The sequence below is a fragment of the Oceanimonas aquatica genome, from assembly GCF_030732065.1.
GTDB lineage: Bacteria > Pseudomonadota > Gammaproteobacteria > Enterobacterales > Aeromonadaceae > Oceanimonas.
Genome location: NZ_JAVBHX010000006.1, coordinates 35,274 through 50,773, shown reverse-complemented (window position 1 = coordinate 50,773; position 15,500 = coordinate 35,274). Strand labels below are relative to the sequence as shown.

Here is a 15,500-nt window from a genome sequence, read left to right as displayed (position 1 = left end):
GGCCTAGTCCCGAAACCCGGCTAAACACGATTTTTTTACCTTAATGTTGAAAAGTTCACAAAAAGTTGAAGACCCATTAACACAATCCCGTTTCTGTCCGGGTATGAAGTTGACCGCCAAACCCGATAGAATATTGTTTCGATCCACTGCCCTTCGAGGGCCGACCATTTAAAGTGAAAGGGGATTATGCAAGCGTTCAGAGTCACTTCCCAGCGCCGGGCCCAGCTGTATCACTGGTTTACCGCCCTGTTTGCCGCTCCCCTGAGCGAAGACGATCTTAATGAATTCGGCGGTTACGACATGCACCGCTTCCTCGACAGCCTGGCCACCCTGGATCCGCTCACCGACACCGCCGAGGCCTTTCGCGGTCAGGCAGAGCGCGCGCTGGCCCAGCCCTCGCCCCGGGCCAATCTGGCGCAAGACTACCAGGCACTGGCGGCGGCGCCGTCACTGCTCGACATCACCAGCCTGACCGAGCCCGATCAGGAGGCCCTGCTGCTGATGACGGTGCTGCTCAAGCAGCACGGCACACAATTGAGCGACGACGATCCGCTGCATGTGTGCAACCAGCTGGAAATGATGGGCACCCTGGCCATGGCCGCCGCCGATACCGGCAACGAAGAGGAACGCGCCCGGTTGCTGGATCAACAGCGGGAGCTGGCCAACACTCAGCTGATTGACTGGCTGCCGGCCTTTACCGAGCGTTGTGGCGAGCGGGACAAGAGTGGCTTTTATGCCGCCGCCGCCGCCCTGTTGCAGGCGGTGTTTATCATGGATCTGCACTACCTCAACAACGTCGCGGAATAAAACGCCCATGCGTTACAGCAAGCACAAAAAGACGGAAGCCTCGCCCGAAACCCAGGCCGAAGCAGAGCGGGTGGCCAAGGCCACCCAGCGTCCGGGTCAGACCAAAGAGCAGACCCGGCTCATCGCTCAAGGGATTCAGAAGGGCATTGAGGAATACAAGAAACAGCAAAAGGCCAAGGCCCGCGCTGCCGACAAGGCCCGCCGGCAGCAACAGCGCCAGCAGGACGCCGATACTCCCCCGCCCGAGTTCGAACCACCCTCGCCATCCCGCTCGAGTCTGTTACCATGGACTCTTCTGGGACTTAGCTGGGTCGGCTTCCTTCTATACTTGTGGCTGACTCACTACGGCTGAACAGGAGACCCCATGCCACTGCCCATGCCCACCACACTGCATACCTGCGAGGGTAAGGAACGCCGGCTGGGCGTGGAGCTGGAGTTCAGTGGCCTGACCCTGCCGCAACTGGTAACCCTGGTGGCCGACACCCTGGGGGGCGAGAGCCGGCCGGTGTCCGAATACGAATTCGACATTGTCACGCCATTGGGCCGCTTTCGTGCCGAGCTCGATTTTGACTACCTCAAGCAGCTGGCCCGCGAACAACGCCGGCACCCGCCCGGCGAACTGGAGCAGGCCGCCACCGATCTGCTGGGCAGCCTGGCGCTGCAACTGGTGCCCCTGGAGCTGGTGTGCCCGCCCCTGCCGCTGTCCCGGCTCGACCTGCTCAACCGCCTGTTTGAACGGCTGCGGGAATACGGTGCCCGGGGCACCCGCCACGCCCTGCATTACGCCTTTGGCCTGCACCTGAATCCCGAGCTGCCCGACACCGGCATTACCACCCTGCTGCGCTACTTTCGCGCCTACCTGTGCCTGCACGACTGGCTGGAAGAGCACGAAGACATCGTCACCGCCCGCAAGCTGTCGCCCTATATTCGCGCCTTTCCCAAGGACTATGTGCGGCTGGTACTGAACCCGGACTACCGGCCCGACATGGCCGGCTTTACCGCCGACTACCTGGCCTGGAACCCCACCCGCAACCGGGCCATGGATCTGCTGCCGCTGCTGGCCTGGCATGACGAACACAAAGTGCAGGCGGTGGTGCAGGACGACAAGGTCAACCGCCGCCCCACCCTGCACTACCGGCTACCCAATTCCGATATCGACAATCCGGTATGGTCGCTGCGTCACGCCTGGGCCGGCTGGCTGCAGGTAGAACAGCTGGCCAGTGACGAGTCACATCTGAACGCCGCCTGCCGGGCCTATTTGGCCCACCTGGATCAGCTGACCCCGGACTTTATGGATCCCTGGAGCCTGAAGGTGCGCGCATGGCTGCGCTGATCGGCGTAACCGGCCCCAACAGCCGCCTGCCCCTGGCCTGGTGGGCCAGCAACCTGGCGCTGCATCTCGCCGGCGGCCGGGGCCAGCATCTGACCCCGGCCAATATGCGCCGGCACCGGCGGGATCAGCTGCAAGGCTTAATCATCGGTGGCGGCGACGACATCGACGCCGCCCTCTACGGTCACGATACCGGCCGGGCACCGGCAGATCCGGAACGGGACGCCTTTGAAATCGAGCTGATTGAGCACGCCCTCGACACCAGCCTGCCCCTGCTCGGCATCTGCCGCGGGGCACAGCTTATCAACGTGGTGCTGGGCGGATCGCTGCACGCCGACATTCGCCCGCTGCGCCAGCACACCTCCAACCGGCGCACCCCGCTGCCGCGCAAGACCGCCATTGGCTGTGGCAGTGGCCGGCTGAACCGCATCATGCAGACGCCGCGCTGGCGCATTAACAGCCTGCATCACCAGGCGGTAGATCGGCTCGGGGGCGGCCTGGCGGTGGTGGCCCGGGATCTGGACGGCTTTGTTCAGGCCATAGAAAGCACCACGGATCACTATATGCTGGGGGTGCAGTGGCATCCGGAATATTTGCCCTACCTGCCCTGCCAGCGACGGCTGTTTCAGAACCTGGTACGTGCAGCCGAGCGCAGCTGGCCCGAGGCCCTCTATGACTGATTACCTGCTGGTATTCGGCAGCAGCCTGCTCGCCGCCACCATAGCCCCTTTTTACTCGGAAGTGGTGCTGGCGGCAGTGCTCACCCGCCAGCCCGACGCCGCCCTGCTGCTGTGGACCCTGGCCAGCATCGGCAACACCCTTGGCTCCATGGTGAACTGGTGGCTGGGCAAATACCTGCTGCACTATCGCCACAAACGCTGGTTTCCGGTCAACGACAAACAGCTGGATCGCGCCCAGCGCTGGTTTCAGCGCTTTGGGGTCTGGTCGCTGCTGCTGGCCTGGGCGCCGGTGGGCGGCGATGCCCTCACCTTTATCGCCGGCATCATGCGGGTACGGCTGGCGCTGTTTACCCTGCTGGTGTTTATCGGCAAGGCGCTGCGCTATGCCGTGGTGATCTGGTTCGCCGACACCCTGCTGTTGTAGAAGGCGTCTGCGACCAAAGTCGGCTGGAAAAGCCCGCCTGCACTGCAATACTGGGCTGATAGCGGCAAGGAGGCCCGTATGCAGGATCAGTTCAATTTCGATCATCCCCCCTTTAATACCCTGACCCCGGATCAGCGCCAGGATCTGCTCGACCAGACCGACATCGCCTATTTTGCCAAAGGCGAAACCCTGCTGGAGCCAGGCCAGCTGATTGACTGTTTGCACATCATTCTCAAGGGGGTGGTGGAAGAGCGCCACAAAGAGCGCGGCGAGGTATTTGCCCAGTACACCACCGACGATCTGTTCGACATTCGCGGCCAGTTCGACGGCGAATGCCGCCACGGCTATGTGGCGCTGGAAGAAACCCTGTGCTTTGTACTGCCGACCCAGGCGTTTTTGACCCTGATGACCGAAAACCCGGACTTTGCCGCCTGGTTCCAGCACGATCTCAAGGGCCGGCAGCAAACCGCCGCGCCGCGCAAGAACCTGTCGGAATTCATTCTTACCCGCATCGACAACAGCAATATTCAGCCGGCCATGGTGATCGACGGCCAGACCTCAATTTTTCAGGCCACCCAGCTGCTCAAAACCCACCATCTGGAGTCGCTGATCGTTACCCATGACGGCAGCTTTGGCATGCTCACCGGCACCGATCTGCTCTATGGGGCCGTGCTCGACGCCCTGCCCGCCGGCGAGCCGGTGCATGTGCTGGCGAGCTTCAACCTGGTGGCGGTGCAAAAGGGCGACTTTCTGTTCAACGCCCTGATGCTGATGATCCAGCACAAGATTGAACGGGTGGCGGTGAAGGAAGGCGAGCAACTGACCGGCATTCTGGAAATGACACAGCTGCTGAGCCAGTTTTCCACCCATTCCCAGGTGCTGGGGCTGCGCATACTGCGCGCCGAGAGCATCGACGAGCTGGCCGAGGCCGCCGCCACCTTAGGGATGCTGGTGGAAAACCTGCACAACAACGGCGTGCGCCTGCCCTTTATCATGAAACTGCTGGCCAGTCTTAATGGCCAGCTGATGCGCAAGGCCTTTGAGTTCGCCTTTCCGCCCGAATTGCATGACCGGCTGGCACTGATGGTGCTGGGCAGCGAAGGTCGGGGCGAGCAGGTGCTGAAAACCGATCAGGACAACGCCCTGGTGCTCGACAACGACCTGAGCCCCGCCGAGGTAATGCCTTATGCCGAGCAGTTCAGCCGCTACCTCGAGCGCCTGGGCTACCCGCCCTGCCCGGGCAAGGTGATGGTCAACAACCCCGACTGGGTACGCTCGCTCGACGACTGGCAGCACTGCCTGGACGGCTGGGTGGAGCGCAATACGCCAGAAAGCCACATGCAGCTGGCGATCATCGCCGACCCCCATTTTATTGCCGGACGCGAATCCCTGGTGCGGCGCTTTCAGAAGCACCTGCTGGAAGCGGTCAAGGGCCGGGAACTGCTGCTCAGCGAATTCGCCGGCCAGGCGCTGCGCTTTCATACCCCGCTCACCTTCTTTGGCGATATCAAGCAGTCTGACAAGGGGCTGGACATCAAGCGCGGCGGCATTTTCCCGGTGGTACAGGGCGTGCGCGCCCTGGCCCTGGAGCAGGGCGTGACCGAGACCAACACCCTGGAGCGCATTCGTCTGCTCACCGACCAGCGGATTTTCGAGCCGGAGCAGGCCGACAACCTGAGCGCGGCGCTGACCCTGTTCTGGCAGCTCAGGCTAGAGCAGCAGCTGGCCAAGGGGGGCGACGGCCTCAGCCAGCAGCTGGACGCGGCCAGCCTGCCCCGGCACCAGCGGGACTTGCTGCGCCACGCCCTGCACGTGGTGAAAAAATTCAAGCAGAAGCTGGAAGTGCATTTTCAGATAAGAGGTTTGTAGAGTGCCGTCATTCCGCCCCCCCGGGCCGGAATCCATTCTGCAGATATTGGTGCAAGCCGTCCTGGACTCCCGCCTTCGCGGGAGTGACCAGGCAGCAGACGCCGACCGCATAAAACGGAGTAAAAAATGCTGCCACTGAAGCGCCTGTGGCTGGCCCGCAAGTTTGCCGACAGCCCCTGGAATCACCTGTTTGAACCCTATCAGGGCGATGAAATAATCGCCATCGACACCGAAACCACCGGTCTGGACCCGCGCCAGGCCGACGTGCTGACCATTGCCGCCGTGCCCATTCGCGGCCGCCGGGTGCTCACCAGCCAGCGGCTGGAGCTGACCCTGGGCGCCAGCCCCAAACTCACCGGCGACAGCATTCGCATTCACGGCCTGCGCCATCAGGATCTGGGGACCGGCGCTCCCACCCACGAGGCCCTGGGCCGGCTGCTGGGATTTATTCAGAACCGGCCGTTGCTGGGCTACCATGTGCGCTTCGATATCGCCATTTTAAGCCGGCTGACCCGGGAACAGTTCGGCTTTGATCTGCCCAACCGGCACATTGAGCTGGCCCATCTTTACCGTCAGCGCCAGCTGCGGCAAAACCCCGAAATTGATCCTCACCTGGGGTTTGAACACATGGCCGGCACCCTCGGCATTCCTCTGCTGGCCCGCCACACCGCCTTTGGCGACGCCCTGACCACGGCGCTGATGTACCTGGCACTGGCGCCGGATCACTCTTTAACCAATCGTTAAAAGCAAGTCCCGTTCGGGCTGGCAAGCGCCTTTCAAGGCCGTATACTGGACGAGGAAAACATCATACGCATAGCCCCGGCCGGCCTCGGCTAGCCGAAAGTCTAATTGAGCGTAACGACCATCTGGGTCACCTTGTTAACCAATGGTTACAACCAAGGAGCGGAATAATGAGTGAAGTAAAGGTTCATCCGGTCAAGCCCGAGTTTGCAAAGACCGCACTGCTGGACGATGCCGGCTATCAAGCCATGTATCAGCAGTCCATCAACAACCCCGAAGCCTTCTGGGGTGAGCAGGGCAAGATTGTTGACTGGATCAAACCCTACACCAAGGTCAAGAACACCTCCTACGACCCCGGTCATATCAGCATCAAATGGTTTGAAGACGGTACCCTGAACCTGTCTGCCAACTGTATCGACCGTCATCTGGCCACCAAGGCCGACGAGGTCGCCATCATCTGGGAAGGCGACAGCCCCGAAGATGACAAGAAGGTGACTTACCGCGAGCTGCACGAGCAGGTATGCCGCTTTGCCAACGTACTGAAGGCTCAAGGGGTACAGAAAGGCGACGTGGTCAGCATCTACATGCCCATGGTGGTGGAAGCGGCCGTGGCCATGCTGGCCTGTACCCGTATTGGCGCCGTGCACTCGGTGGTCTTCGGCGGTTTCTCTCCCGATGCCCTCGCCAGCCGTATTATCGATTCCAAGGCCAAGGTGGTGATCACCGCCGACGAAGGTCTGCGCGGTGGCCGCAAGGTGGCGCTGAAGGCCAATGTGGACGAAGCCCTCACCAACCCGAATGTTACTTCCATCAAGAGCGTGATCGTGTATCAGCGCACCGGTGGTGACATTGCCTGGCACGATCACCGCGACATCTGGTGGCACGAAGCCACTGCCAAGGTAAGCGCCGAGTGCGAACCGGTGGAAATGAACGCCGAAGATCCGCTGTTCATTCTGTACACCTCCGGCTCTACCGGTACCCCCAAGGGCGTGCTGCACACCACAGGCGGTTATCTGGTGTATGCCACCATGACCTTCAAGTACATCTTCGACTACCACCCGGGCGACGTGTACTGGTGTACTGCCGACGTGGGCTGGATCACCGGTCACACCTATCTTATCTATGGTCCGCTGTCGAACGGCGCCGCCACCCTGCTGTTTGAAGGCGTGCCCAACTATCCCAAGACCAACCGCATGGCGCAGGTGGTCGACAAGCACCAGGTCAACATTCTGTATACCGCCCCGACCGCCATCCGTGCCTTTATGGCCAAGGGTGACGAAGCGGTGGAAGGTACCAGCCGTTCCAGCCTGCGGGTACTGGGCTCGGTGGGTGAGCCCATCAACCCGGAAGCCTGGGAATGGTACTACCGGGTGATCGGCGACGAGCGCTGCCCCATCGTCGACACCTGGTGGCAGACCGAAACCGGCGGCATTCTGATCACGCCGCTGCCCGGCGCCACCGATCTCAAGCCCGGCTCTGCTACCCGCCCCTTCTTTGGCGTGCAACCGGCGCTGGTAGACGGCGAAGGCACCATTCTGGACGGCGCCACCGACGGCAACCTGGTGATCCTGGACTCCTGGCCCGGTCAGATGCGCACCATCTATGGTGATCACGACCGCTTTGAGCAAACCTACTTCTCCACCTTCCCCGGTACCTACTTCAGTGGTGATGGTGCCCGTCGCGACGAAGACGGCTACTACTGGATCACCGGCCGGGTGGATGACGTACTGAACGTGTCCGGTCACCGCATGGGTACCGCCGAAATCGAATCGGCGCTGGTGGCTCATGCCAAGATCGCCGAAGCCGCCGTGGTGGGTGTGCCCCACGACATCAAGGGCCAGGGCATTTACGCCTATGTGACGCTCAATGCCGGCGAAGTACCGTCCGCCGAGCTGCACAAGGAAGTAAAAGACTGGGTGCGCAAGGAAATCGGCCCCATCGCCACGCCGGATGTAATCCACTGGGCAGAAGGCCTGCCCAAGACCCGCTCCGGCAAGATCATGCGCCGTATTCTGCGCAAGATCGCCACCGGCGATACCGATTCCCTGGGTGATACCTCCACCCTGGCGGATCCGGGTGTGGTAGATCGCCTGATCGAAGAGCGCAGCAAGGTCGCCTGACCCTGACTCGCCACTGAAAAACGCCGCTTCACGCGGCGTTTTTTTATGGCTGCGGTTTACCCTCTGTCGCTTTTTGTCGCAGCAACAACAGTTTGCGGAACTTTCTGCCGTTAAACCTGCCCACACACGTCGGTTGCTCACTGTGCGGATAAAAAAATTTATTAGTCATTAGACCAGTAAATTGCTGCCAATTTTCATGAAATCACTATAATTGGGCGCACCGAGCCGAAATGCGTGATTTTATTTGCCAGCGACCGGCAAAAAACGCTAGGCTCCTTGATACTCGACGTGAATACCGCAAGATTGACGAGGATTGCTGCACAATGGCCGACAAATACCGAATTCTGCTGCTCAACGGGCCAAACCTTAACCTGCTGGGCCGACGCGAACCGGGCATTTACGGCAACAACAGCCTGAACGACATTGTCGCCCGCCTGACCGAGCAGGCCGCCGGGCGCGATATCGAACTCAGCCATGTTCAGTCCAACGCGGAACACGTTCTGCTCGACGCCATCCACCAGGCCGACGGCCGGCAGGACTTCATCATTATCAATCCCGCCGCCTTCACTCACACCAGCGTGGCCATTCGCGATGCGCTGCTGGGCGTGAACATTCCCTTCATTGAAGTGCATTTGTCCAACGTGCATGCCCGCGAGCCCTTCCGTCACCATTCCTACCTGGCGGACAAGGCAGTGGGTGTGATCTGCGGCCTGGGTGCAGATGGTTACGAATTTGCCCTTGAGGCGGCGGCCCGTTATCTGGCCCGTCGCTGATTCATATCAGCATCAACAAAACAAAGAGAACGCTCATGGATATTCGTAAAATCAAGAAACTGATCGAACTGGTTGAAGAATCCGGCATCGCCGAGCTGGAAATCGCCGAAGGCGAAGAGTCCGTACGCATCAGCCGCTACGGTAACCCGGCCCCGGCCATGCAGCCCCAGCAGATGTTTCAGGCTGCTCCGGCTCCCGCCGCTGCCCCGGCCGCCGCTCCTGCTGCTGCCCCGGCCGCCGAAGCCGCTGCTCCCGAAATGAGTGGCCACGTTATGCGTTCTCCCATGGTAGGTACCTTCTACCGTGCCTCCAGCCCCGGCGCCAAGAACTTCGTGGAAGTCGGCCAGACCGTGAACGTGGGCGACACCCTGTGCATTGTTGAAGCCATGAAGATGATGAACCAGATCGAGGCCGACAAGGCCGGCGTAGTGAAGGCCATTCTGGTCGACAACGCTCAGCCGGTTGAATTCGACGAGCCCCTGTTCATCATCGAATAAGGAATTCCCATGCTGGATAAAGTAGTCATCGCCAACCGCGGTGAAATCGCTCTTCGCATTCTGCGCGCCTGCAAGGAGCTCGGAATCAAGACGGTAGCGGTGCACTCCACTGCCGACCGCGACCTCAAGCACGTGCTGCTGGCCGACGAGTCCATCTGCATTGGTGGCAACCAGGCCACTCAGTCGTACCTGAACGTGCCGTCCATCATTGCTGCCGCCGAAGTGACCGACGCCGTGGCCATTCACCCCGGTTACGGCTTTCTGGCGGAAAACGCCGACTTTGCCGACCAGGTGGAAAAGTCCGGCTTTATCTTCATCGGCCCGCGCGGCGACACCATTCGCCTGATGGGTGACAAGGTGTCCGCCATCGAGGCCATGAAGAAAGCCGGCGTACCCTGCGTGCCCGGCTCCGACGGTCCCATTGGCGGCGACGCCAAGCGCAACGCCACCATTGCCAAGCGCATTGGTTACCCGGTGATCATCAAGGCCGCTGGTGGTGGCGGTGGTCGCGGCATGCGCGTGGTGCGCTCCGAGGCCGAGCTGGAAAACTCCATCGCCATGACCAAGGCCGAGGCCGGTGCAGCCTTTGGCAACGACATGGTGTACATGGAGAAATTCCTGGAAAACCCGCGCCACATCGAAATTCAGGTGCTGGCAGACGGTCAGGGCAACGCCATTCATCTGGCCGAGCGCGACTGCTCCATGCAGCGTCGCCACCAGAAGGTGGTAGAAGAAGCGCCGGCCCCGGGCATTACCGCCGAGATGCGCAAGTTCATCGGTGAGCGCTGCTGCAAGGCCTGTGTCGATATCGGCTACCGCGGCGCCGGTACCTTTGAGTTCCTGTACGAAAACGGTGAGTTCTATTTCATTGAAATGAACACCCGTATTCAGGTGGAGCACCCGGTGACCGAGATGATCACCGGTGTGGATCTGATTAAGGAGCAGCTGCGTGTAGCCGCCGGCCTGCCGCTGTCCATTACTCAGGATCAGGTGGTGGTGCGTGGCCATGCCATCGAATGCCGTATAAACGCCGAAGACCCGCGCACCTTCGTGCCGAGCCCGGGCGAGATCACCCGCTTTCACTCTCCGGGTGGCCTGGGTGTACGCTGGGACTCCCACATTTATGCCGGTTACCGGGTACCGCCCTACTACGACTCCATGATCGGCAAGCTGATCTGCTACGGCGAAAACCGCGACATCGCGATTGCCCGCATGAAGCACGCCCTCAACGAGCTGGTGATTGACGGTATCAAGACCAACATTCCGCTGCACAAGGAAATCATGAGCGATGAGAACTTCCGCAATGGCGGAACCAACATCCATTACCTTGAGAAGAAGCTGGGCCTGTAAGGCTTTCGCGGAATCGTAAAAAACGGCGCCTGACGGCGCCGTTTTTGTTTATGGGCTCCGCCCCCGCGCTTATGTTGTCATCCCCCGCGAAGGAACGTCATTCCCGTGCAGACGGGAACGGGGGTCCATGCCACAGCCCACGCCGTAGTCAAAGCCGTGCGCTTCTGCTCTGGATGCCCATCTTCATGGGCATGACGGCAGTCTTAAACGGTTTTTCCCGAACAGACCAGCCGGTAAACTACTCCCTCAGCCCACTGAGACAAAGAAGACATGAACATTCATCGCATTAACCCGTGCAAACGCTGGTCCGACATTACCGTGTTCAACGGCATCGCCCATTTTGTGGAAGTGCCCGAGTGCGATCTGTCCGCCGGCATTCAGGAGCAAACCCGGCAGGTGATGGCCCAGGCCGAAGAAGCCCTGGCCAAAATTGGCAGCGACAAGGGCCGGCTGCTGTCGGTGACCATTTACCTCACCGACTTTGCCAACCTGCCCGCCTTCAACGAAGTGTGGGATGACTGGTTCCCGGACGGCACCGCTCCCAGCCGCGCCTGCGTAAAGGCCGAGCTGGCCAATCCCGGCTATCTGGTGGAAATGGCCTTTGTCGCCGCCGCCGGCGAGGAATATTTGAAGTAATCTCATACCGTGCTTGACCCGGTATACGCTCCCACGTTTCACGTGGGAGCGAGTGCAAGTGACACAATTCGCACTCTCCCATCCCGTATTTGTCCCACTATTCACTCGCTGGTATGCTGCGCCCGATTCGAAGGAGCCCTCGTCATGAACCCCATTGTATCCATTGCCCGGCGCGAAGCCCTGCTCAGCGTGCTGCTGGCCCTGCTGTATCTGGCGCTCTGGGCGGCCTGCGCCTGGCTGGTGCCGCCGGCACTCACCCTGGCCGGCTGGCCGCTGTGGTTTGTGCTGAGCTGCCTGTTTAACCCGCTGCTGTTTATTGTGCTTTGCGCGCTCATGGTGCGCTGGTGTTTTAAAGCGGTAAACCTGGAAGCTTCCTCATGAATGCTGCGTTAACCCTTCCCCTGCTGGCGTACCTGGCCGTGATGATTGGCCTGGGGCTGTGGCTGGGCCGGCGCCAAAGTACAAGCGGCTTTGTGCAGGACTATTTTCTTGGCAGCCGCTCCATGGGCGGCTTTGTGCTGGCCATGACCATGGTGGCCACCTATGCCTCGGCCTCCTCCTTTATTGGCGGACCGGGGGCGGCCTATCGCATGGGACTGGGCTGGGTGCTGCTGGCCATGATCCAGGTGCCCACGGTATGGCTGACCCTGGGGGTGCTGGGCAAGCAGTTTGCGCACATTGCCCGGCGAGTAAATGCCCTCACCATCAACGACATGCTGCAGGCCCGCTACCAAAGCCCGCTGGTGGTGCTGCTGGCAGGCCTGGGGCTGCTCGCCGCCTTTGTCGCCACCATGGTGGTGCAGTTTATTGGCGGCGCCCGGCTGCTGGAAACCGTGACCGGGTTGTCGTACCAGAGCGGACTCATGCTGTTTGCCGGCGCCGTGCTGCTCTACACCCTGGTGGGCGGCTTTCGTGCCGTGGTGGTCACCGATGCGGTGCAGGGCATACTGATGCTGCTCGGCACTGTGGTGCTGCTGGCCGGGGTGCTGCAGGCCGGCGGTGGCGCGGCGGCCATGTTTACCAAGCTGGAAGCCATCGATCCCGGGCTGGTGCAGCCTCAGGGGCCCGACGGCATGCTGGGCATAAGCTTTATGCTGTCGTTCTGGGTGCTGGTGTGCTTTGGAGTGATTGGCCTTCCCCACTCGGCGGTACGCTGCCTGGCCTACAAGGACAGCTCCGCCATGCACAGGGGCATTATTATCGGCACGCTTGTTGGGGCCGTGTTGATGTTTGGCATGCACTTCGCCGGTGCCCTTGGCCGCGTGCTGGTGCCCGAGCTGACCGTGCCCGACAAGGTGATGCCAACGCTCATGCTCACCGTGCTGCCACCGCTGGTGGCCGGGCTGTTCCTGGCCGGCCCCATGGCCGCCATTATGTCGACCATCGACTCTCAGCTCATTCAGGCCGCCGCCACCCTGGTAAAGGATCTCTACCTCAACCACCTGTGCAAAACCCAACCGGCGCCCGCCACCATCAAGCGTGCCAGCAAGCTGGTGACCCTGGTGCTGGGGCTGATTGTGCTGTGGGCCGCCCTGAGCCCGCCGGAGATGATCATCTGGCTGAACCTGATGGCCTTTGGTGCCTTGCAAGCGATCTTTTTCTGGCCCCTGGTGCTGGGCCTGTACTGGTGGCGGGGCAACAGCACGGGGGCGCTGGCCTCCATGCTCACCGGCGCCATCAGTTACAGCCTGTTGCTGAACCTGGGCATCAAGCCCCTGGGGCTGCACGCCATAGTGCCCAGCCTGGCGCTCTCGGGCCTGGCCTATGTGGTGGCTTCACTGCTGACACCACCGCCCTCGGCCGAGGTGCGCGCCCTGTTCGGCCGCTGAGCCTGTTCGAGTGTCCGCGCCAGCGGACACTCGGGCCCGCCGGTGATAGAATTACTCCTTTAGCCCTTTAACGAAGCACGCCATGCCCTGGATACAAATTCGCATCAACGCCACCGAAAAGACCGCCGACAAGGTCAGCAACATGCTCTCCGGCCGCGGCGCCCAGGCGGTGACCTACATGGACGCCGAAGACAAGCCGGTGTTCGAGCCCCTGCCCGGTGAAACCCTGCTGTGGGACGACACCGTAGTAGTAGGCCTGTTCGACGCCGAAACCGATCCGGCGCCCATCATCGACTTTTTGAAGAAGTTCTACCGCAAGGATCTGGTGTACAAAGTCGAGCAGCTGGAAAACAAGGACTGGGTGCGCGAGTGGATGGACAGCTTTCACCCCATGCGCTTTGGCAAGCGGCTGTGGATCTGCCCCAGCTGGCGTGACGTGCCCGAGCCCGATGCGGTGAACGTGATGCTGGATCCGGGCCTGGCCTTTGGCACCGGCACCCACCCCACCACCGCCCTGTGCCTGGAATGGCTCGACGGTCAGGATCTGACCGGCAAAACCGTGATCGACTTTGGCTGCGGCTCCGGCATTCTGGCGCTGGCGGCACTGAAGCTGGGTGCGAAGGAAGTGATTGGTATCGACATTGATCCCCAGGCCCTGCAGGCCAGCCGCGACAACGCCGAGCGCAATGGCGTGGCCGACCGCCTGAGCGTGTATCTGCCTCAGGATCAGCCCGACGGTCTCACCGCCGACGTGGTGGTGGCCAACATTCTGGCCGGCCCGCTGAAAGAGCTCTCCCCCATCATCAGCGGCCTGGTGCGCCCGGGCGGCCTGCTGGCACTGTCCGGTATTCTCGAAACCCAGGCCGACGGGCTGAATCAGGTTTACGACCAGTGGTTCGACATGGCCGAGCCCGAGTTCCGGGAAGAATGGGCCCGCCTGAACGGCAGCAAACGCTGACAAAAGGCCCCTGATGGGGCCTTTTTTAAGGCTCAAACCGGCCTCGAAACTGCATAAAAAATGCACCGGCATCTTGACTTATAAAAAATTTCGCGCCGGTCAATTTGTGAGCTTTTCAGCACCGTCAAAAATGCGTAAGATACGCGACCCTGAGCCGAAGCAGCCTTAACCTCATGGAAATTGGTCCTTACAAACTGGACGCCCCCTTGCTGGTGGCACCCATGGCGGGCGTAACCGACCGACCCTTCCGCACCCTGTGCATGCGCATGGGGGCCGGTATGGCCGTGTCGGAAATGATGTCGGCCAATCCCCGTTTGCGGGATTCCGACAAATCGCGCCGGCGTATGGATCATGAAGGGGAAACCGGCATTCGCTCCGTGCAGATTGCCGGTGCCGATCCGGCGTTGATGGCCGATGCCGCCCGATACAATGTGGATCAGGGCGCGCAGATCATCGACATCAACATGGGCTGCCCGGCAAAGAAAGTAAACAAGAAGATGGCAGGCTCCGCCCTGCTGCAATTCCCGGAGCTGGTGCAGGACATCGTCAGCGCCGTGGTGAATGCAGTGTCGGTGCCGGTGACCCTGAAAATTCGTACCGGCTGGGATCCGGATAACCGCAACGGCGTGCACATTGCCCGCATTGCCGAAGACAGCGGAATTCGAGCCCTGGCCGTGCATGGCCGCACGCGCGCCTGCATGTACAAGGGGAACGCCGAATACGACACCATCAGGGCAATCAAACAGGCCGTCTCGATGCCCGTTGTTGCCAACGGAGACATCACCAGCCCGCAAAAGGCGCGTTTTGTGCTGGATTACACCGGCGCCGATGCCATCATGATTGGCCGGGCTGCCCAGGGACGGCCGTGGATTTTCAGAGAAATCCGCCACTATCTTGAGCATGGCACCACGCCCGCCCCGCTCCCCAGGGAACAGGAGCAGGCAATGATTCGGGAACACGTTACCGCACTGCATGATTTTTATGGTGAGGTAATGGGTGCAAGGATTGCCCGAAAGCATGTGGGATGGTACTTGCAGGAAAGTGAGGCGGGCCGTGACTTTCGCCGTAATTTCAACGCTATCGAGGATGCCGGGCAACAGCTCGACGCCTTGGAGCAGTTTTTCGCGAATAATAGCTTAACGAACAATAGAAGAGCCGACTGAATATGTTCGAACAAACTACGACTTCTGACGCACTGGTAACCACCACCAAATCTACGACTTCCGAGCAGCCGACCCAGCGCCCGCTGCGCAACTCCGTGGAGCAGGCCCTGCGCAACTACCTGTCCCAGCTCAACGGCCAGGAAGTGACCGAGCTGTATGAACTGGTTCTCTCCGAAGTCGAAGCGCCCATGCTGGACGTGATCATGCAGTACACCCGCGGTAACCAGACCCGCGCTGCCAACATGATGGGCATTAACCGCGGCACCCTGCGCAAGAAGCTCAAGAAATACGGCATGAACTGATAGCAGTCAGTCAAGATATTG

The 15,500-nt window shown here is 60.9% G+C and carries 17 protein-coding genes; all 17 read left to right on the top strand.

Features of this window, described 5'->3' with window-relative positions; translation table 11 throughout:
• The first annotated feature begins 186 nt into the window (after positions 1-186).
• The 17 genes from Q9290_RS09810 (at position 187) to fis (ending at position 15,479) form a co-directional block, all read left to right on the top strand.
• Positions 187-807: a molecular chaperone TorD family protein gene (locus tag Q9290_RS09810; RefSeq protein WP_306079472.1), complete on the top strand. Its 621-nt coding sequence runs from the start codon at positions 187-189 to the stop codon at positions 805-807.
• 7 nt (positions 808-814) lie between these two features.
• On the top strand, positions 815-1,159 hold the full coding sequence (locus Q9290_RS09805) for a DUF2956 domain-containing protein (RefSeq protein ID WP_306079471.1): 345 nt from the start codon (positions 815-817) through the stop codon (positions 1,157-1,159).
• A 12-nt stretch (positions 1,160-1,171) separates the two neighbouring features.
• Positions 1,172-2,140 (top strand): amidoligase family protein, encoded by a 969-nt coding sequence (locus Q9290_RS09800; protein WP_306079470.1) that lies wholly within the window; start codon positions 1,172-1,174, stop codon positions 2,138-2,140.
• On the top strand, positions 2,128-2,817 hold the full coding sequence (locus Q9290_RS09795) for a gamma-glutamyl-gamma-aminobutyrate hydrolase family protein (protein WP_306079469.1): 690 nt from the start codon (positions 2,128-2,130) through the stop codon (positions 2,815-2,817). The genes Q9290_RS09800 and Q9290_RS09795 overlap by 13 nt, the downstream gene beginning before the upstream one ends.
• Positions 2,810-3,241, top strand: coding sequence for a YqaA family protein (locus Q9290_RS09790; protein WP_306079468.1), 432 nt, complete (start codon positions 2,810-2,812; stop codon positions 3,239-3,241). Before Q9290_RS09795 ends, Q9290_RS09790 begins: the two co-directional genes overlap by 8 nt.
• Before the next feature lie 78 nt (positions 3,242-3,319).
• Positions 3,320-5,110 carry a putative nucleotidyltransferase substrate binding domain-containing protein gene (locus tag Q9290_RS09785; protein ID WP_306079467.1) on the top strand — a complete coding sequence of 597 codons (1,791 nt, stop codon included), beginning with the start codon at positions 3,320-3,322 and terminating at the stop codon, positions 5,108-5,110.
• 126 nt (positions 5,111-5,236) lie between these two features.
• Positions 5,237-5,854, top strand: coding sequence for a 3'-5' exonuclease (locus Q9290_RS09780; RefSeq protein WP_306079466.1), 618 nt, complete (start codon positions 5,237-5,239; stop codon positions 5,852-5,854).
• A gap of 167 nt (positions 5,855-6,021) precedes the next feature.
• Positions 6,022-7,971 (top strand): acetate--CoA ligase, encoded by a 1,950-nt coding sequence (acs, locus tag Q9290_RS09775; RefSeq protein WP_306079465.1) that lies wholly within the window; start codon positions 6,022-6,024, stop codon positions 7,969-7,971.
• A gap of 323 nt (positions 7,972-8,294) precedes the next feature.
• Positions 8,295-8,744, top strand: a complete 450-nt coding sequence (gene aroQ, locus Q9290_RS09770; RefSeq protein ID WP_306079464.1) for a type II 3-dehydroquinate dehydratase — start codon at positions 8,295-8,297, stop codon at positions 8,742-8,744.
• Between the two features lie 35 nt (positions 8,745-8,779).
• Positions 8,780-9,241 (top strand): acetyl-CoA carboxylase biotin carboxyl carrier protein, encoded by a 462-nt coding sequence (gene accB, locus Q9290_RS09765; RefSeq protein ID WP_306079463.1) that lies wholly within the window; start codon positions 8,780-8,782, stop codon positions 9,239-9,241.
• A 9-nt stretch (positions 9,242-9,250) separates the two neighbouring features.
• Positions 9,251-10,591: an acetyl-CoA carboxylase biotin carboxylase subunit gene (gene accC / locus Q9290_RS09760; protein ID WP_306079461.1), complete on the top strand. Its 1,341-nt coding sequence runs from the start codon at positions 9,251-9,253 to the stop codon at positions 10,589-10,591.
• A gap of 270 nt (positions 10,592-10,861) precedes the next feature.
• Positions 10,862-11,227: a RidA family protein gene (locus tag Q9290_RS09755; RefSeq protein WP_306079460.1), complete on the top strand. Its 366-nt coding sequence runs from the start codon at positions 10,862-10,864 to the stop codon at positions 11,225-11,227.
• 144 nt (positions 11,228-11,371) lie between these two features.
• Complete coding sequence (locus tag Q9290_RS09750) at positions 11,372-11,608, top strand: DUF997 family protein (RefSeq protein ID WP_306079459.1); 237 nt, start codon at positions 11,372-11,374, stop codon at positions 11,606-11,608.
• Positions 11,605-13,056, top strand: a complete 1,452-nt coding sequence (gene panF, locus Q9290_RS09745; RefSeq protein ID WP_306079458.1) for a sodium/pantothenate symporter — start codon at positions 11,605-11,607, stop codon at positions 13,054-13,056. Before Q9290_RS09750 ends, panF begins: the two co-directional genes overlap by 4 nt.
• Positions 13,057-13,138: 82 nt before the next feature.
• Positions 13,139-14,014, top strand: coding sequence for a 50S ribosomal protein L11 methyltransferase (prmA, locus tag Q9290_RS09740; protein ID WP_306079457.1), 876 nt, complete (start codon positions 13,139-13,141; stop codon positions 14,012-14,014).
• A 173-nt stretch (positions 14,015-14,187) separates the two neighbouring features.
• Positions 14,188-15,177: a tRNA dihydrouridine synthase DusB gene (gene dusB, locus Q9290_RS09735; protein WP_306079456.1), complete on the top strand. Its 990-nt coding sequence runs from the start codon at positions 14,188-14,190 to the stop codon at positions 15,175-15,177.
• Positions 15,178-15,179: 2 nt separating this feature from the next.
• Positions 15,180-15,479, top strand: a complete 300-nt coding sequence (gene fis, locus Q9290_RS09730) for a DNA-binding transcriptional regulator Fis (protein ID WP_306079455.1) — start codon at positions 15,180-15,182, stop codon at positions 15,477-15,479.
• The last annotated feature ends 21 nt before the right edge of the window (positions 15,480-15,500 follow it).